We start from the raw sequence: 17,372 nt of genomic DNA, 5'->3' as shown, positions 1-17,372 counted from the left end.
ACTACGGGTGCGATGTCTGTCAAGACAGATGAGGAAATGTCGGGTGCGGTTCCGGGGGCCGCCCCCAAGACCGCCGGCCCCACGCGCGCGGGCCGGGTGCTGCGCGGCCCGCGTCCGGAGTCCGTGCCCGTCCTCGTCGGCAGAGCCTGCACGCTGGTCGGCCTGCTGAACGTCGCCGCGGGCGTCTTCCCGCGCTTCCGGCACAGCCGTATGCACGCCCTCGCCGAGGTACTGCCCGGCGCGTTCGGCCCGTTCGCCGCGGCTCTCTCGCTCAGCGCGGGCGTCCTGCTCCTGCTCCTCGCGCACGGGCTCAAGCGCCGCAAGCGCCGGGCCTGGCGGGCCGCCGTGGCCCTGCTCCCGCTGGGCGCCCTCGCACAGTTCACCTACCGTCATTCCCTCGCCGGGGTCCTCATCTCCCTGATGCTGCTCGCTCCGCTGCTGCGCCACCGCGACCAGTTCGCCGCGCTGCCGGACCCGCGCAGCCGCTGGAAGGCGCTCGCCAACTTCGTCCTCATGGGCGCCGGTTCGCTCGCCCTCGGCCTGGTCATCGTCAGTGTCCACCCGCACCGCATGGTCGGCGACCCGAGCCTGGCCGACCGCATCGCACACGTGCTGTACGGCCTGTTCGGCTTCGAGGGGCCGGTCGACTACCGGGGCAACACCTCCTGGACGGTCGCCTTCTCCCTCGGCGCCCTCGGCCTGCTCACCGCCGTCACCACCATCTACCTGGCCTTCCGGCCCGAACACCCGGCCGCGCGCCTGACGGAGGACGACGAGACGCGCCTGCGCGCCCTGCTGGCCAAGCACGGCAGCCGCGACTCCCTCGGCCACTTCGCGCTGCGCCGGGACAAGGCCGTCGTCTTCTCCCCCAGCGGCAAGGCCGCCGTCACCTACCGCGTCGTCTCCGGCGTGATGCTGGCCAGCGGCGACCCGATCGGCGACGTCGAGGCGTGGCCGGGTGCCATCGAGCGCTTCATGGACGAGGCCCGCGCCCACTCCTGGACGCCCGCCGTGATGGGCTGCTCCGAGACCGGCGGCGAGGTGTGGACCCGCGAGACGGGGCTCGACGCCCTCGAACTGGGCGACGAGGCGGTGGTGGACGTCGCGGATTTCTCCCTGGCCGGCCGCGCGATGCGCAACGTGCGCCAGATGGTCAAGCGCATCGAGCGCGCCGGTTACGAGACCCGGGTACGGCGCGTGGCTGACCTCGGCGACGCCGAGCTGGACCGCGTCCGCCGCGCCGCCGACGACTGGCGCGGCACGGACACCGAGCGCGGCTTCTCCATGGCCCTCGGCCGCATCGGCGACCCCGCCGACGGGGACTGCCTGATAGCGACCGCGCACAAGCAGGACGCCGAGCCCGGCGAGTACGGCGACCTCAAGGCGATCCTGCACTTCGTGCCGTGGGGCACCGACGGCGTCTCCCTCGACCTCATGCGCCGCGACCGCTCGGCCGATCCCGGCATGAACGAACTGCTGATCGTGGCCGCGCTGCAGGCCGCCCCGAAGCTGGGCATCGCACGGGTCTCCCTGAACTTCGCCATGTTCCGCGCGGCGCTCGCGCGCGGCGAGAAGATCGGCGCGGGGCCGGTGCTCCGTGCGTGGCGCGGTCTGCTGGTGTTCCTGTCGCGCTGGTTCCAGATCGAGTCGCTGTACAAGTTCAACGCGAAGTTCCGGCCCCGCTGGGAGCCCCGCTTCGTCGTCTACCGCGCCTCCGCCGACCTGCCCCGCATCGGCTTCGCCGCGATGCAGGCGGAGGGCTTCGTGACGCTGACGCCCCCGCTCCCCCGCTTCCTGCGCCGCCGGGCGGCCGTACGGCGGCCGTGCGTGCACGGAGTCCCGGAGCGGGAGGCACGCGCGGCGTGAGGGCACGCGGCGTGGATGCGGGCCCGGGTGGGTCGCGTGGATGCGGGCCCGGGTGGGTCGCGCGGCCCGGCTCTGCCGGGGCGCCCGGCGCGGATGCGGGCCGGGGGGGGTGGGCCGCGTGGCCCGGCGCTGCCGGGGTGCCCGGCGCGGGTGCGGGCCGGGGGTGGGTCGCGGTGCCCGGCGCTGCCGGGGTGCCGCTGCGCCCACCCGTGCCGCCCCAGCGGCACGACTGCCCGCAGCTAGGGCGGCACGGGCGGCAGCCCGCAGCTGGGGCGGGACGGCGGACCGGACCGCAGCCGAATGGGGGGACGGCGGTCAGACGCGTACGGCGGGAAGGGGACGTGTCGGGGGGTGTCCGCCCGCAGCGGTTGGCGCGTCAACGCCCCGCCTGCTGGAAAGAACCGATTCCGCGCCGTTCCGAGGACGGACACCCCCCGGCGCGGCCCCGACCCACACACCACCGAAGGCGCTACGCGCACCCCCACCGAACCCGCACAGGCCGCCGCAGGCACCCCGCACCACCCGCCGGAGGCACCCGGCACCCCGCACCACCGCCGGAGGCACCCGCCCCCGCTGGGCCTAGGCTGAACACATGAGCAAGCAGACCGGCCGCCGCCACCTGGCGGGACTGACCGCATGGGACCGCTGTGCGGTCATGGGGGTCGTCAACGTGACCCCCGACTCCTTCTCCGACGGCGGTCGCTTCTTCGACACCACGGCCGCCATCAAGCACGGCCTCGACCTCGTCGCCGAGGGTGCCGACCTGGTGGACGTCGGCGGCGAGTCCACCCGCCCCGGTGCCACCCGCGTCGACGAGGACGAGGAACTCCGCCGGGTCGTCCCGGTCGTGCGCGGCCTGGCCTCCGAGGGCGTCACGATCTCCGTCGACACGATGCGCGCCTCGGTCGCCGAGCAGGCCCTCGCCGCCGGCGCCGCCCTCGTCAACGACGTCAGCGGCGGCCTCGCCGACCCCCGGATGATCCCGGTCGTGGCCGACGCCGACGCCCCCTTCGTCGTCATGCACTGGCGCGGCTTCCTGGAGGGCGGCAACGTCCGCGGCGATTACGCCGACGTCGTCACCGAGGTCGTCGACGAGCTGCACGCCCGCGTGGAGGCGGTCCTGGAGGGCGGCATCGCCCCCGACCGCATCGTCGTCGACCCCGGCCTCGGCTTCTCCAAGAACGCCGAGCACGACCTCGTCCTCCTCGCCCACCTCGACCGCCTCCTCACCCTCGGCCACCCCCTCCTCGTCGCCGCCTCCCGCAAGCGCTTCCTCGGCCGCGTCCTCGCCGGCCCCCAGGCCGCCCCGCCTCCCGCGCGCGAGCGCGACGCCGCCACGGCCGCCGTCTCCGCGCTCGCGGCGCACGCCGGCGCATGGGCGGTGCGCGTGCACGAGGTGCGCGCGACGGCGGACGCGGTGCGGGTCGCCCGAGCGGTGGAGGAAGCACGGGCCCCCCGGCCCCACCCCCAGCCCCCGACCCGGCCGGAGGCGACGGCGTCGGACAGAGGCGGCCGGGAAGGAGCCCGGTGAACGCCCCTCACATCGACGTCGAAGAGGTCGAGGCGACCAACACCGCCTTCTACGAGGCCCTCGAACAGGGCGACTTCGAGAAGGTGTCCGAGCTCTGGCTCACCCCGTCCGACCTGGGCATCGACGAGACGTACCACGACCCGGCCGACGCCGGCGTGGTCTCCTGCGTGCACCCGGGCTGGCCGGTCCTCACCGGCCGCGGCGAGGTCCTCCGCTCCTACGCCCTGATCATGGCGAACACCGACTACATCCAGTTCTTCCTCACCGACGTGCACGTCTCCGTGACCGGCGACACCGCCCTGGTGACCTGCACGGAGAACATCCTCAGCGGCGGCCCCGCCCCCGAGGGCGACGACGAGCTGGGACCGCTCGTCGGCCAGCTCGTCGTCGCCACCAACGCCTACCGCCGCACGTCCACGGGCTGGAAACTCTGGTCGCACCACGCCTCGCCCGTGCTGACGGAGAGCGAGGACGAGGGCGGCCCGGAGGCCGATGACACACCCTCCTGAGCCGCCAGGAGCAAGAAGTGGTTGGAATCACGGACCGCCGGGTATGGGCGGCTACCAGCCCGTGATCCACCGGGTCCGCCAGGGCGAACGCGGGGTGAAAGCTCCGGACGTCCGCGCGGACCCGCACCACCCGCGGCCCGGCGCTGTCAGTGCCCGCGGGTAGATTCGAGTGAGGCCGGCGCACCGCCCGCACGCGGTGCGCACCGGCCGTGACCGACGACTGCAGGAGTGATTCGTGTGGATCGTGTCGCGCTGCGCGGCCTGAAGGCCCGCGGGCACCACGGTGTGTTCCCCAAGGAGCGCGAGGAGGGCCAGACCTTCCTCGTGGACATCGTCCTGGGCCTGGACACCCGACCGGCCGCGGCCGACGACGACCTGGCGAAGACCGTGCACTACGGCATCGTGGCCGAGGAGGTCGTGGCCGTCGTCGAGGGCGAGCCCGTCAACCTGGTCGAGACGCTCGCGGAGCGCATCGCCCAGGTCTGCCTGAAGCACGAGGGGGTCGAGGAGGTCGAGGTCTGCGTCCACAAGCCGGACGCGCCGATCACGGTGCCTTTCGACGACGTGACCGTCACCATCATCCGGAGCCGTGTATGAGTGTCCCGTTCACCAACGGTCCCAGCGACCCGACCGTCCAGCCGGTGCCCGCATCGGTCGTCGAGAGGGTGGACGCGGCCGACAGCACGCTGTCCAACCCCAAACGCGCCGTGATCGCCCTAGGCGCCAACCTCGGCAACCGCCTGGAGACCCTCCAGGGCGCCATCGACGCCCTGGAGGAGACACCCGGCGTGCGGATCAAGGGCGTCTCGCCGGTCTACGAGACCGAGCCGTGGGGCGTCGAGCCCGGCACCCAGCCGTCGTACTTCAACGCGGTCGTGGTCCTGAAGACCACGCTGCCGCCGTCCTCGCTCCTGGAGCGGGCGCACGCCGTCGAGGAGGCCTTCCACCGCGTCCGGGACGAGCGCTGGGGCCCGCGCACCCTGGACGTCGACATCGTCGCCTACGCCGACGTGGTCTCCGACGACCCGCACCTCACCCTGCCCCACCCGCGCGCCCACCAGCGCGCCTTCGTCCTCGCCCCGTGGCACGACGTGGACCCCGAGGCCCAGTTGCCCGGCCACGGCCCGGTCGCCGGCCTGCTGGACGCGGTGACGCGCGAGGGTGTCGCGCCCCGGGCCGACCTGGAACTCCACCTGCCCGAGTAGTCGTTAAGGTCGAGACGACCGAAGTCCGCCGCCGGACGCCCACCGTCCGGGCGTGCGGCAGCCGGCGCCTGAGCCGGACATCCGGGGGAGCGAAGGGGCACCGTGAAAGAGTTGCGCATCAGGATGCTGGCCGGCGTGTTCGTCGTCGCCGCAGTCCTGTCCTGGGCGGGCGCCCGCCTGTGGAACTCGATCGGGACCCTCCCGAGCGTCCCCCTCGCCGCCCCCATCGTGCTCGCGGTGATCGCCGTGATCCTGCTGGCCACGGCGCTGTCGATCCGCGCCCGCCTGAAGGCCCAGCGCGACCGCGTCCCCGGCGCCAAGGGCGTCGACCCGCTGATGGCGGCCCGCGCGGTCGTCTTCGGCCAGGCCAGCGCCCTGGTGGCCGCCCTGGTCGCCGGCATGTACGGCGGCACGGGCGTCTTCCTCCTGGAGTACCTCGACATTCCCGCCCGCCGTGACCAGGCCATCTACGCCGGCTTCTCGGTCCTCACCGGCGTCGGCGTCATAGCGGCCGCCGTGTTCCTCGAGCGGGTCTGCAAGCTCCCGGAGGACGACGACGACCACTCGGGCGCGGCCCCCACGACCTGACCCGCGACAGCTGCCCGGGCGGGCTCAGCGCGCCATGATCAGGCTCATCGCCTCGTTGCGGGTGGCGGAGTCGCGCAGCTGACCGCGCACGGCCGAGGTGAGGGTCTTCGCGCCGGGCTTGCGGATACCGCGCATCGACATGCACATGTGCTCGCACTCGATGACGACGATCACGCCGCGCGGTTCCAGGATCTCCATCAGGGAGTCCGCGATCTGCGTGGTGAGACGTTCCTGCACCTGCGGTCGGCGGGCGTAGACGTCGACGAGGCGGGCGAGCTTCGACAGGCCGGTGATCTTCCCGCTGGTGGACGGGATGTACCCGACGTGAGCGACACCCCGGAAGGGGACCAGGTGGTGCTCGCACGTCGAGTACACCTCGATGTCCTTCACCAGGACCATCTCGTCGTGGCCGATGTCGAACGTCGTGGTCAGCACGTCCCCCGGACGCTGCCACAGCCCCGCGAATATCTCCTTGTACGCCCGCGCCACCCGCGCCGGCGTCTCCTGCAGACCCTCGCGGTCCGGGTCCTCGCCGACCGCGATCAGCAGTTCGCGTACGGCGTTCTCGGCGCGCTTCTCGTCGAACTCGCCGATCGGGTCCCGGCCGTCCAGCGTCACGGGGTCGGTCATCGGATGCCTCGTTCCTGTCTTCTCGCGTGCCGGCATACGGAAATGCCGCGCCCCCCAAGGCTAGAACCTGGAGGGCGCGGCATACATTCCGGGCCTGTCGGGCCCGCGGGGAGGGCCAGGGTCAGCTCTCCGGGCGGTCCTCCGGGGCTCGCTCCGGTGCCGGGGCGGGCTCCGCCGTGGTGCTCTTGGCGGTGGAGATCGCCGCCGTCGCACCGTTCGCCCCGTTCGTCAGCGCGAGCTCCTTGGGGGAGAGCACCGGCGGACGGGTCGAGGGGGTGCGGCGGGAGGAACCGGTCCAGGCGGGCCGGGGCGGACGCTTGACGATCGGGGCGAAGATCTCGGCGATCTCCTCCTTGCCCAGCGTCTCCTTCTCCAGCAGGGCGAGGACGAGGTTGTCGAGGACGTCGCGGTTCTCGACCAGGATCTCCCAGGCCTCGTTGTGCGCCGTCTCGATCAGCTTCTTGACCTCTTCGTCGACCAGCGCGGCGACCTCTTCCGAGTAGTCGCGCTGGTGCGCCATCTCACGGCCGAGGAAGGGCTCGGTGTTGTCGCCACCGAACTTGATCGCGCCGAGACGCTCGGTCATGCCGTACTGCGTGACCATCGCGCGGGCCACACCGGTGGCCTTCTCGATGTCGTTGGCGGCACCCGTGGTCGGGTCGTGGAAGACCAGTTCCTCGGCCGCGCGGCCGCCCAGCATGTAGGCGAGCTGGTCGAGCATCTCGTTGCGCGTGGTCGAGTATTTGTCCTCGTCCGGGAGCACCATCGTGTAACCGAGGGCACGGCCGCGGGAGAGGATCGTGATCTTGTGGACCGGGTCGGAGTTCGGTGAGGCCGCCGCGACCAGGGCGTGACCGCCCTCGTGGTACGCGGTGATCTTCTTCTCCTTGTCCGACATGATCCGGGTCCGCTTCTGCGGGCCCGCGACCACACGGTCGATCGCCTCGTCCAGCATGTGGTTGTCGATCAGCTTCTGGTCGCTGCGGGCCGTCAGCAGGGCGGCCTCGTTCAGCACGTTGGCCAGATCGGCACCGGTCATGCCGGGCGTGCGGCGGGCGACGGCCGACAGGTCGACGTCCGGGGCGACCGGCTTGCCCTTCTGGTGGACCTTGAGGATCTCCAGACGGCCCTGCATGTCCGGCCGGTCGACCGCGATCTGCCGGTCGAAGCGGCCCGGGCGCAGCAGCGCCGGGTCGAGGATGTCGGGCCGGTTCGTCGCGGCGATGAGGATCACGCCGCCCTTGACGTCGAAGCCGTCCATCTCGACGAGCAGCTGGTTCAGCGTCTGCTCGCGCTCGTCGTGACCGCCGCCCAGGCCGGCGCCGCGGTGGCGGCCGACCGCGTCGATCTCGTCGACGAAGACGATGGCCGGGGCGTTCGCCTTGGCCTGCTCGAACAGGTCGCGCACTCGGGAGGCACCGACACCGACGAACATCTCGACGAAGTCGGAACCGGAGATCGAGTAGAACGGCACGCCCGCCTCGCCCGCGACGGCACGCGCGAGCAGCGTCTTGCCGGTTCCGGGCGGGCCGTACAGCAGCACGCCCTTGGGGATCTTGGCGCCGACGGCCTGGAACTTCGCCGGCTCCTGGAGGAACTCCTTGATCTCGTGGAGCTCCTCGACGGCCTCGTCCGACCCGGCGACGTCGGAGAACGTCGTCTTCGGGGTGTCCTTGGTGATGAGCTTCGCCTTGGACTTGCCGAAGTTCATGACCCGGGAGCCGCCGCCCTGCATCTGATTCATCAGGAACAGGAAGACGACCACGATCAGGACGAACGGCAGCAGGGACAGCAGAATGCCGACGAACGCGTTCTGCTTGGACGGCGACACGGTGTAGCCGTCGGGGATCTGCTTGTCCTGGTACTTGTTCTGCAGGGTGCCGGCGATGGTCACGCCCTGGTCGCCGATGTAGCTCGCCTGGATCTTCGAGCTGCCCTTGATCTTCTCGCCGTCCTTGAGCTGGACCTTGATGGTCTGCTCGTCACCGGTGGTGAGCTTGGCCGACTCGACCTTGTTGTCGTTGATCGCCTGGACGACCTGGCCGGTGTCCACCGTCTTGTAGCCGCCGGACGAGCCGACGACCTGCATCAACACGACCACGGCAAGGACGGCCAGCACGATCCACATGACCGGCCCACGGAAGTATCGCTTCACGTCCATCCACACGGAGCGGTGCCGCCCCGTCCCTCCTGCCATAGTGAGTTTGATAAGACAGTTCTTCTGACGGTACCCCAGCCTGGTGGCCCGAAGCCGCACAGGACGGCCGACGTCCCGTCTGCATGCTCCAACGGCGCGGGGGCCGCCGGGGTTCCCGTTCCTCGCTACGGGGCTGTGCTAGCCGCCGTAGACGTGGGGCGCGAGCGTACCGACGAACGGCAGGTTCCGGTACTTCTCGGCGTAGTCGAGCCCGTAGCCGACGACGAACTCGTTGGGGATGTCGAAACCGACCCACTCGACGTCGATGGCGACCTTGGCGGCGTCGGGCTTGCGCAGCAGCGTGCACACCTTGAGGGAGGCGGGCTCCCGCGAGCCGAGGTTGGAGATCAGCCAGGACAGGGTCAGGCCGGAGTCGATGATGTCCTCGACGATCAGGACGTGCTTGCCCTTGATGTCGGTGTCGAGGTCCTTGAGGATGCGGACCACCCCGGAGGACTGGGTGCCCGCGCCGTACGAGGACACCGCCATCCAGTCCATGGTGACGGGGGTGGACAGCGACCGGGCGAGGTCGGCCATGACCATCACGGCGCCCTTGAGGACGCCGATGATGAGCAGGTCCTTGCCCTCGTACTCCGCGTCGATCTTCGCGGCCAGCTCGGCCAGCTTCGCGTCGATCTCTTCCTTGGTGATGAGTACCTTCTCGAGGTCGGCACCCATGTCGTTCGCGTCCACCCGCATCACTTTCGGTCGTCCCACCGGCCACTCCGGATCACCCTGGTGACCCCGGTCGGGTCGGTGGGAGGGTCCGGATTCAGCCTTGCCGAATCACCAGTCTGCCACCCTGCCGCCGGGCGACGACTTTGCCGGGGAGGTTGATGGCTCCCTGACCGCGCCAGCCGGTGATCAGCCGGTCGACTTCCTCGATGTGGCGGGCGAACAGCGCACCGGCCGGGGCCCCTGCGTCGATGGCGGCGCGGCGCAGGATCCTGCGCCGCACGGCGGGCGGCAGGGCGTAGAGCTTGGCGCACTCCAGGACGCCGGTGGCGTCACGGACGCCGGCCTCGGCCTGGCGGGCCCAGGTGTCGAGGGCGTCGGCGTCGTCCCGGGAGAGCTGGGCCGTGCGGGCGAGGGCCTCGACGACGCCCTTGCCCAGGGCCTTCTCGAGGGCGGGCAGACCCTCGTGGCGCAGCCGGGAGCGGGTGTACGCCGGGTCGGCGTTGTGGGGGTCGTCCCAGACGGGCAGGGACTGGACCATGCAGGCCTTGCGGGCGGTCTGGCGGTCCAGCTGCAGGAAGGGGCGCCGGTAACGGCCGCCGGCCCCCGAGACCGCGGCCATGCCCGACAGGGAGCGGATCCCGGAGCCGCGGGCGAGGCCCAGCAGCACGGTCTCGGCCTGGTCGTCGCGGGTGTGGCCGAGGAGGACGGCCGCGGCGCCGTGCCGGGCGGCGGCGTCGTCCAGGGCGGCGTAGCGTGCGTCGCGGGCGGCCGCCTCGGGGCCGCCGGCGCGGCCGACGGTCACGGCGGTCGCCTCGACGGGGTCGAGGCCGAGTTCGCGCAGGCGCAGGACGACTTCTTCGGCGCGCAGGTCGGAGCCGTTCTGCAGGCCGTGGTCGACGGTGACGCCGCCGGCGCGGATGCCGAGCCGGGGGGCCTCGAAGGCGAGGGCGGAGGCGAGCGCCATCGAGTCGGCGCCGCCGGAGCACGCCACGAGCACGAGCGGCGACGGCGGACGCTCGGGGGCGCGCTCGGCGGCCGTCCCGGCGGGGACGCCGGCCGTGGTGTTCAGTTCGGTGAGGATGTCGTGGAGGACGCGGCGGACCGCCAGGCGTATCGCCGCGACCGCAGGATGGGGACCCATGTCCGGTGCCCTTCATGAAGTTTTCGGGGGGTGAGCCCGAGTTTGGTCACGCAGAGTGCCTAGATGGTGACAGAAACGGGCCGTTCCCCGAGCATCGCACGCCTGCCGAGGGCTCACGGTCCCTCGGACGGGTGATTGAAGAGGCGTTTGCCTGCCGTCGGCCGGAATCGTTCACGGCCTGTCCGCCGGGCTCACGACTCCGGCTTGCGGTGCACCCGCGCGATCCAGTCCGCCGGTTTGGCGATCTCCGACTTGGTGGGGAGGGTGTTGGGCGAGGTCCACACGCGATTGAAGCCGTCCATGCCGCACTCGTCGACGACGGCCCGGACGAAGCGTTCGCCGTCCCGGTACTGGCGGAGCTTGGCGTCCAGGCCGAGCAGCTTGCGCAGGGCCATGTCGAGGCGGGATGCGCCCTTGGCGCGGCGCTGCTGGAACTTCTCGCGGATCTCCCCGACGCTCGGCACGACCGCGGGGCCGACCCCGTCCATCACGAAGTCGGCGTGCCCCTCCAGCAGGGACATCACCGCGGTGAGACGGCCGAGGACCTCCCGCTGGGCGGGGGTCTGCACCAGCTCGACGAGCGACCGGCCGCCGTCGTCCTCCTCGCCCTCGGGGCGTCCGCCGGCGAGCGTCTGGGCGGCCTCGCGGACGCGCTCCAGCACCGTCATGGGGTCGACGTCGGTCTCCGCGAGGAACGACTGGATTTCGCCCTCGAGGTGGTCGCGCAGCCAGGGCACGGCGGTGAACTGAGTCCGGTGGGTCTCCTCGTGCAGGCACACCCACAGGCGGAAGTCGTGGGGTTCGACGTCGAGTTCGCGCTCTACGTGGACGATGTTCGGCGCGACGAGCAGCAGCCGGCCGCCGCCGTTCGCCCCGGCGGGGAGGTCGCGGCCGGCCGGGGCGAAGGTCTCGTACTGGCCGAGGACGCGGGAGGACAGGAACGACAGCAGCATGCCCAGCTCCACGCCGGTGACCTTGCCGCCGACGGCGCCGAGGACGGCGCTGCCGGGGGAGCCTCCGCGGCGCTCCTCCATCTTCTCCAGGAGGGGCTTGAGGATCTCCCGGAACCCCGCGACGTTCGCCCGGACCCAGCCGGGCCGGTCGACGACGAGGACGGGGGTGTCGTGGGCCTCGTCGGTGGCCATACGAGTGAAGCCCCGGACGTGTTCCTCCGAGGCTTTGGCGTGGCGGCGGAGCTCCGCGACTACGGCCCGGGCCTCGTCGCGGCTCACCTCGGGGCCCGGTCGTACGAGCCGGGTCGCGGTCGCCACCGCGAGATTCCAGTCGACCATGCCGGAAGATGCGCCGATGCTCGTCATTCCTCAACGGTACGTGAGCGCTGCCGCTGGGGGCAGGCTGTGCGGGGCGGTGGGGTGGGCGGGCTCGTGGGTGAACGGGGCTGGGGCCGACCGGGAGTGGGCCCGCGGCTACGACGACGGCTGCGGGGCCAGGGACGTCGCCGCTCTGTCCAGGGCCCTCTGGGCTGCCTCCGCGCTGTCCGTGCCGTGGGCCAGGAAGGCGAAGGCCAGCAGGCGGCCGTCGGGCGTGGCGACGGTGCCGGCGAGGGTGTTCACGCCGCTCAGCGTGCCGGTCTTGGCGCGGACGAGGCCGGCCGCGCCGTCCGCGTAGCGGCTGCTCAGCGTGCCGGTGAAGCCGGCGATGGGCAGTCCGGTGAGGACCGGGCGGAGCTCGGGCCGGGCCGGGTCGGCCGCCTTGGCGAGCAGGGCCGTCAGGAGGTCGGCGGTGATCCGGTCGGTGCGGTCCAGGCCGCTGCCGTCGTGGAACACCGCGCCCTGCACGGGCAGGCCGAGCTGCTTCAGCCGGGCGGTGAGGGCGGCGGAGACACCGTCGAAGTCCGCGCGCTGCCCGCTCGCCAGGGCCGTGTGGCGGGCCAGTGCCTCGGCGAGGTCGTTGTCGCTGTTGGTCAGCATCCGCTCGACCAGCGCGGACAGCGGAGGCGAGGAGACGGTGGCGAGGGTGGTGGAGCGGGCCGTGGCCTTGGAGGGGCCCGGGGCCGACGTCTTGATGCCGTGAGCCTTCAGGAAGCCGGCGAAGGCGCGGGCCGCGTCCGCCGCCGGGTCCTCCGCGCGCCGGGCCGTGCCGCTGGTGGAGTCGTTCGTGCGGGCCTCGTCGGCCATCAGGGCGGTGACGCGGGCGAGGTTCTCGTTGACCCCGATCGGGTGCATTTCCGTACCGGCGAAGAGGGTCGTGTCGTACGACAGCGTCACCTCGCGCACGCCCCGCTTCTTCAGGGCCGCGGCGGTCTTCTCGGCCAGGGTGCGCAGGCTCGCCAGGCCGCCGGCGCGGGCGCGGGCGGTGAGGGTCGGGTCGCCGCCGCCGACGAGGACGAGTTCACCCGTGTCGGACTCCAGGGCCGTGCGGGTGGTGAGGCGGTGGTCGGGGCCGAGGGCGGCCAGGGCGGCGACCGCGGTGGCGATCTTGGTGGTGGAGGCGGGGGTCAGCGCGGTGCCGGCGCCTGCGCCGTACAGCCGTTCGCCGGTGGTCAGGTCGACGACCGCCGCCCCGCGCCGGGTGCCGAGCGCGGGGTCGTCGAGGAGGGGCCCGAGGGCGTCGGCGAGGGCCTTGCCGCGCGGTGCCGCCTTGACGCCGCCGGGTGCGGTGCCGGCGGTGCCGGCGAGCGCGGTCAGGACGGACGCGGCGCTGGGGGCGGGCCGGGGCTTCCCGCCGGAGGCCGCGGCGGCGCCGGAGGATCCGTGATCTGCGCCACCCGTGCGTTCCAGGGCGACTGCCCGGTCCCGCTCGGCCGTACGCTGACCCGTGGAGTCCCAGGGGCCGGCGGCGGTCACCACACCGGCGGCCAGTGCCAGCCCGGCGGTGGCGGCGCCGGCGGTGTACTGCCAGGTCTTCGGCCTGCGGGTGAGCTGCGGTGTCGTGGCCCGCGCGAGCCGCGTCAGACGCGGCCGGGCGGCCCGGGCGGCGCGTGCGAGACGCGGTCGTACGGCGCCCGCGGCCCGCACCACGTGCGGTCTCGCGGCCCGCCAAGGCCTCAGCTCTGGCACTACCACCAGCCCCTTTCGCGATCACACACCTGCGTGAGGGACACTTAACCACCAGAACTATGTGCTGATCATGGAGGAGCGTCCGGTGGAGTTCGACGTCACGATCGAGATCCCGAAGGGTTCGCGGAACAAGTACGAGGTGGACCACGAGACCGGTCGTATCCGCCTGGACCGTCGCCTGTTCACGTCGACCGCCTACCCGACCGACTACGGCTTCGTCGAGAACACCCTCGGCGAGGACGGCGACCCGCTGGACGCCCTGGTCATCTTGGACGAGCCGACCTTCCCGGGCTGCCTCATCCGCTGCCGCGCGATCGGCATGTTCCGCATGACGGACGAGGCCGGCGGTGACGACAAGCTGCTGTGCGTGCCGTCCACGGACCCGCGTGTGGAGCACCTGCGTGACATCCACCACGTGTCGGAGTTCGACCGCCTGGAGATCCAGCACTTCTTCGAGGTCTACAAGGACCTGGAGCCCGGCAAGTCCGTCGAGGGCGCCGACTGGGTCGGCCGCACCGACGCCGAGGCCGAGATCGAGCGGTCCTACAAGCGCTTCAAGGACCAGGGCGGCCACTGAGCAGGAGCCCCTCCCGTGACGGGCCGCACGCCGACGCGTGCGGCCCGTCGACGTTTGGGTGCGCATACTGAGGGTTAGAGGAGGGTGTGTCGTACCCAGGGAGCACAACGCACGTGACGGAGGCGGAGGACCGCAAACCGCAGTCGGACGAGGCGCACAGCGCCTTCCGGCAGCCGCAAGGGGTCGCGGCGTCGGCCGACGGCGAGTCGTCGACGACGTCCGAGTTCGAGATCCCGCAAGGGCTGGCCGTCGCCCGGACCGCGGGCTCGGAGTCCGAGACGACCTCGGAGTTCGCGCTGCCGGAGGGGCTGGACGTGCCCCCGGCGACGGCCGCCGAGTCGGAGGGGTCGGCGTTCAGCACGCCGAGCACCTACAGCGCGTGGACCGCGCCGGCCGCGTTCACCCCGGCGAGCGGCGTCCCGCTGGTGAACCTGACCAAGGACGTGCCGTGGCAGGACCGGATGCGCGCGATGCTGCGCATGCCGGTGGCCGAGCGGCCCGCGCCGGAGACGGCGCAGCGGCACGACGACGACACCGGGCCCGCCGTGCCGCGCGTGCTCGACCTGACGCTGCGTATCGGGGAGCTGCTGCTGGCGGGCGGTGAGGGCGCCGAGGACGTGGAGGCGGCGATGTTCGCGGTCTGCCGTTCCTACGGCCTGGACCGCTGCGAGCCGAACGTCACCTTCACGTTGCTGTCGATCTCCCACCAGCCGTCCCTGGTCGAGGACCCGGTGACGGCGTCGCGGACCGTGCGCCGCCGGGGCACCGACTACACGCGGCTCGCGGCCGTGTTCCAGCTGGTGGACGACCTCAGCGACCCGGACACGCACATCTCCCTGGAGGAGGCCTACCGGCGCCTCGCGGAGATCCGCCGCAACCGGCACCCGTACCCGACCTGGGTCCTGACCGCGGCGAGCGGATCACTGGCCGGTGCGGCCTCGCTGCTCGTCGGCGGTGACGTGATCGTGTTCTTCGCGGCCCTGTTCGGCGCGATGCTCGGCGACCGGCTGGCATGGCTGTGCGCGGGGCGCGGACTGCCGGAGTTCTACCAGTTCGCGGTGGCCGCGATGCCGCCGGCCGCGATAGGGATCGCGCTGACGCTGACCCACGTCGACGTAAAGGCGTCCGCGGTCATCACCGGTGGCCTGTTCGCCCTGCTCCCGGGGCGGGCGCTGGTCGCGGGCGTGCAGGACGGTCTGACCGGCTTCTACATCACCGCCGCCGCGCGTCTGCTGGAGGTCATGTACTTCTTCGTCAGCATCGTCGCCGGAGTGCTGGTGGTGCTGTACTTCGGCGTCCAGCTGGGCGCCGAGCTGAACCCGGACGCCGCGCTGGGCACGGGCGACCAGCCGGTCGTGCAGATCTGCGCGTCGATGCTGCTGTCGCTGGCCTTCGCGATCCTGCTCCAGCAGGAGCGGGCGACGGTGCTGGCGGTGACCCTGAACGGCGGCGTCGCCTGGTGCGTGTACGGCGCCATGCACTACACCGGTGGGATCTCGCCGGTGGCCTCCACGGCCGCGGCGGCGGGGCTGGTGGGCCTGTTCGGGCAGCTGATGTCCCGGTACCGGTTCGCGTCGGCCCTGCCGTACACGACCGCGGCGATCGGGCCGCTGCTGCCCGGTTCGGCGACGTACTTCGGGCTGCTGGCGATCGCGCAGAGCGAGGTGGACGCGGGGCTGCTGTCGCTGTCGAAGGCGGTGGCGCTCGCCATGGCCATCGCCATCGGGGTGAACCTCGGTGGCGAGATCTCGCGGCTGTTCCTCAAGGTGCCGGGCGCGGCGAGTGCCGCCGGCAGGCGGGCGGCCAAACGGACCCGGGGTTTCTAGGGCGCCCAGCGGGGCGGGGGGGCGGCGGCGAGTGCGGGTCCGTCATGGCGTCTCGCGCAGTGCCCCGCGCCCCTGCGGGGAGCTTCAGTGGCCCTGGTCGTACGGGTACTGGCCGCCCTGCTGCTCGCCGTAGGGCTGCTGTCCGTAGGTCTGCGGGTACTGCTGGGCGTACGGCTGCTGCTGGTTGCCGTAGCCCTCGTTGCCGTAGCCCTGGCCCTGGTCGCCGTAGGGCTGGTTCCCGTAGCCCTGGTCGTACTGCGGCTGCTGGGGCTGCTGGGGCTGCTGGTACGGGTCGACGCGGCGGAGCTGGGTCGTCGCGTCGTCCATGGCCGGGTACTGCGGCTGTCGGTGCTGCTGCTGGGCCGCCGGACGCACCGGCTCGGCCGCCGCGGCGCGCTTCTTCTTCCCGCGCTCGCGCAGGTACTCGATGCCGATCGGGACGACCGAGACCAGGACGATCAGGACGAGGATCGCCTCGACGTTGGTGCGGATCAACTCGATCTGGCCGAGCCAGTAGCCCGCGAGGGTGACGCCCGTGCCCCAGGCCACACCGCCGATGACGTTGAACGTGAGGAACGTGCGGTACTTCATACGGCCGGCGCCCGCCACGATGGGGGCGAAGGTGCGCACGATCGGCACGAAGCGGGCCAGGACGATCGCCTTGGGGCCGTACTTCTCCATGAACTCGTGGGCCTTCTCCAGGTTCTCCTGCTTGAAGAGTCTGGAGTTGGGCCGGCTGAAGAGCTTGGGACCGAAGAACTTGCCGATCATGTAGCCCACTTGGTCACCGAGGACGGCGGCGGCCACGATCAGGGCGCACACCAGCCACAGCGGCTGACTGATGTACTGCCCCTGGGCGACGAACAGGCCCGCCGTGAACAGCAGCGAGTCGCCGGGCAGGAACGCGAAGAGACCGGACTCGGCGAAGACGATCAGCAGGATGCCGGCCAGACTGAAGGTCTCGATCAGGTAGTCCGGGCTCAGCCACTCGGGGCCGAGCGCAAGCGTGGTCACGGGATTGTGGCTCCTGCACTGGGGGGCGGGCTGGGGCTTGGCTGCCCCAACGTATCAACGCGGCCGTCGGGGCCCAGGTTCCACGGACGTCCCAGGGGTGCGCTGTGCGCCCGGCCGGGGAACCCTGTGAACCATGGGCATTGAAGAATACGGCGGCGGACAGGGCCCTCAGCCCGACGTACTCGTCGTGACCACGAACGACCTGCCCGGACACCGTGTGCAGGAGGTGCTCGGGGAGGTCTTCGGACTGACCGTACGCTCCCGGCACCTGGGGAGCCAGATCGGTGCCGGGCTGAAGTCACTGGTCGGCGGTGAGCTGCGCGGGCTCACCAAGACCCTCGTCGAGACCCGCAACCAGGCCATGGAGCGGCTCGTGGAGCAGGCACGCGCGCGTGGCGCCAACGCGGTGCTGTCGTTCCGCTTCGACGTGACCGAGGCCGCGGACGTGGGCACCGAGGTGTGCGCGTACGGGACGGCGGTGGTGGGGGGGGGGGGGGGGGGCGCCCCCCCCCCCCCCCCCCCCCCCGGGGGGGGGGGGGGGGGGGGGGGGGGGCCCCGCCCCCACCCCCCCCCCGCCGCGCCCCCCCCCC

15 protein-coding genes and 1 pseudogene are annotated in these 17,372 nt (G+C 72.3%); 9 read left to right on the top strand and 7 right to left on the bottom strand.

Annotated elements, in window-relative coordinates; genetic code table 11:
- Positions 1–36: 36 nt before the first annotated feature.
- The 6 genes from ACGF3H_RS13390 (at position 37) to ACGF3H_RS13365 (ending at position 5,699) form a co-directional block, all read left to right on the top strand.
- The gene (locus ACGF3H_RS13390; RefSeq protein ID WP_362490271.1) at positions 37–1,866 is read left to right on the top strand and encodes a phosphatidylglycerol lysyltransferase domain-containing protein; all 1,830 of its coding nucleotides are present in this window, start codon (positions 37–39) and stop codon (positions 1,864–1,866) included.
- A gap of 592 nt (positions 1,867–2,458) precedes the next feature.
- Complete coding sequence (gene folP, locus ACGF3H_RS13385) at positions 2,459–3,397, top strand: dihydropteroate synthase (RefSeq protein WP_362490268.1); 939 nt, start codon at positions 2,459–2,461, stop codon at positions 3,395–3,397.
- On the top strand, positions 3,394–3,906 hold the full coding sequence (locus ACGF3H_RS13380; RefSeq protein WP_362490264.1) for a nuclear transport factor 2 family protein: 513 nt from the start codon (positions 3,394–3,396) through the stop codon (positions 3,904–3,906). Before folP ends, ACGF3H_RS13380 begins: the two co-directional genes overlap by 4 nt.
- Positions 3,907–4,143: 237 nt before the next feature.
- Positions 4,144–4,503: a dihydroneopterin aldolase gene (gene folB, locus ACGF3H_RS13375; RefSeq protein WP_189229916.1), complete on the top strand. Its 360-nt coding sequence runs from the start codon at positions 4,144–4,146 to the stop codon at positions 4,501–4,503.
- Complete coding sequence (folK, locus tag ACGF3H_RS13370; protein ID WP_359400411.1) at positions 4,500–5,111, top strand: 2-amino-4-hydroxy-6-hydroxymethyldihydropteridine diphosphokinase; 612 nt, start codon at positions 4,500–4,502, stop codon at positions 5,109–5,111. Before folB ends, folK begins: the two co-directional genes overlap by 4 nt.
- Positions 5,112–5,213: 102 nt before the next feature.
- Positions 5,214–5,699 (top strand): DUF3180 domain-containing protein, encoded by a 486-nt coding sequence (locus ACGF3H_RS13365; protein WP_362490261.1) that lies wholly within the window; start codon positions 5,214–5,216, stop codon positions 5,697–5,699.
- A gap of 24 nt (positions 5,700–5,723) precedes the next feature.
- On the opposite strand, the gene folE is transcribed toward ACGF3H_RS13365, so the two are convergent.
- From folE to dacB, 6 genes are all read right to left on the bottom strand, one after another.
- On the bottom strand, positions 5,724–6,329 hold the full coding sequence (folE, locus tag ACGF3H_RS13360; protein WP_362490258.1) for a GTP cyclohydrolase I FolE: 606 nt from the start codon (positions 6,327–6,329) through the stop codon (positions 5,724–5,726).
- 121 nt (positions 6,330–6,450) lie between these two features.
- The gene (ftsH, locus tag ACGF3H_RS13355) at positions 6,451–8,490 is read right to left on the bottom strand and encodes an ATP-dependent zinc metalloprotease FtsH (RefSeq protein WP_362490505.1); all 2,040 of its coding nucleotides are present in this window, start codon (positions 8,488–8,490) and stop codon (positions 6,451–6,453) included.
- Positions 8,491–8,664: 174 nt separating this feature from the next.
- The gene (gene hpt / locus ACGF3H_RS13350) at positions 8,665–9,204 is read right to left on the bottom strand and encodes a hypoxanthine phosphoribosyltransferase (RefSeq protein ID WP_362490503.1); all 540 of its coding nucleotides are present in this window, start codon (positions 9,202–9,204) and stop codon (positions 8,665–8,667) included.
- Positions 9,205–9,298: 94 nt separating this feature from the next.
- Entirely contained in the window at positions 9,299–10,345 is a 1,047-nt protein-coding gene (gene tilS, locus ACGF3H_RS13345; RefSeq protein WP_362490255.1) for a tRNA lysidine(34) synthetase TilS, read from the bottom strand.
- A gap of 191 nt (positions 10,346–10,536) precedes the next feature.
- Positions 10,537–11,664: a zinc-dependent metalloprotease gene (locus ACGF3H_RS13340; protein ID WP_362490252.1), complete on the bottom strand. Its 1,128-nt coding sequence runs from the start codon at positions 11,662–11,664 to the stop codon at positions 10,537–10,539.
- Between the two features lie 108 nt (positions 11,665–11,772).
- Positions 11,773–13,371, bottom strand: a complete 1,599-nt coding sequence (gene dacB, locus ACGF3H_RS13335; protein ID WP_362490249.1) for a D-alanyl-D-alanine carboxypeptidase/D-alanyl-D-alanine-endopeptidase — start codon at positions 13,369–13,371, stop codon at positions 11,773–11,775.
- A gap of 79 nt (positions 13,372–13,450) precedes the next feature.
- Between dacB and ACGF3H_RS13330 the strand changes: the two genes are divergently transcribed.
- Complete coding sequence (locus tag ACGF3H_RS13330; RefSeq protein ID WP_007452023.1) at positions 13,451–13,942, top strand: inorganic diphosphatase; 492 nt, start codon at positions 13,451–13,453, stop codon at positions 13,940–13,942.
- A gap of 113 nt (positions 13,943–14,055) precedes the next feature.
- Complete coding sequence (locus ACGF3H_RS13325) at positions 14,056–15,768, top strand: threonine/serine exporter family protein (RefSeq protein WP_362490248.1); 1,713 nt, start codon at positions 14,056–14,058, stop codon at positions 15,766–15,768.
- Positions 15,769–15,852: 84 nt separating this feature from the next.
- On the opposite strand, the gene ACGF3H_RS13320 is transcribed toward ACGF3H_RS13325, so the two are convergent.
- Positions 15,853–16,782 (bottom strand): VTT domain-containing protein, encoded by a 930-nt coding sequence (locus ACGF3H_RS13320; protein ID WP_362490246.1) that lies wholly within the window; start codon positions 16,780–16,782, stop codon positions 15,853–15,855.
- A gap of 133 nt (positions 16,783–16,915) precedes the next feature.
- On the opposite strand from ACGF3H_RS13320, the pseudogene ACGF3H_RS13315 reads away from it, so the two are divergent.
- Positions 16,916–17,266: pseudogene (locus ACGF3H_RS13315) on the top strand (YbjQ family protein); the annotation flags it as partial.
- Between the last annotated feature and the right edge of the window lie 106 nt (positions 17,267–17,372).

It is taken from the genome of Streptomyces sp. NPDC048185 (genome assembly GCF_043202495.1).
Taxonomy (GTDB): domain Bacteria; phylum Actinomycetota; class Actinomycetes; order Streptomycetales; family Streptomycetaceae; genus Streptomyces.
The sequence above is the reverse complement of the archived record's forward strand: the minus strand, read 5'-3'. Positions and strand labels throughout refer to the sequence as shown.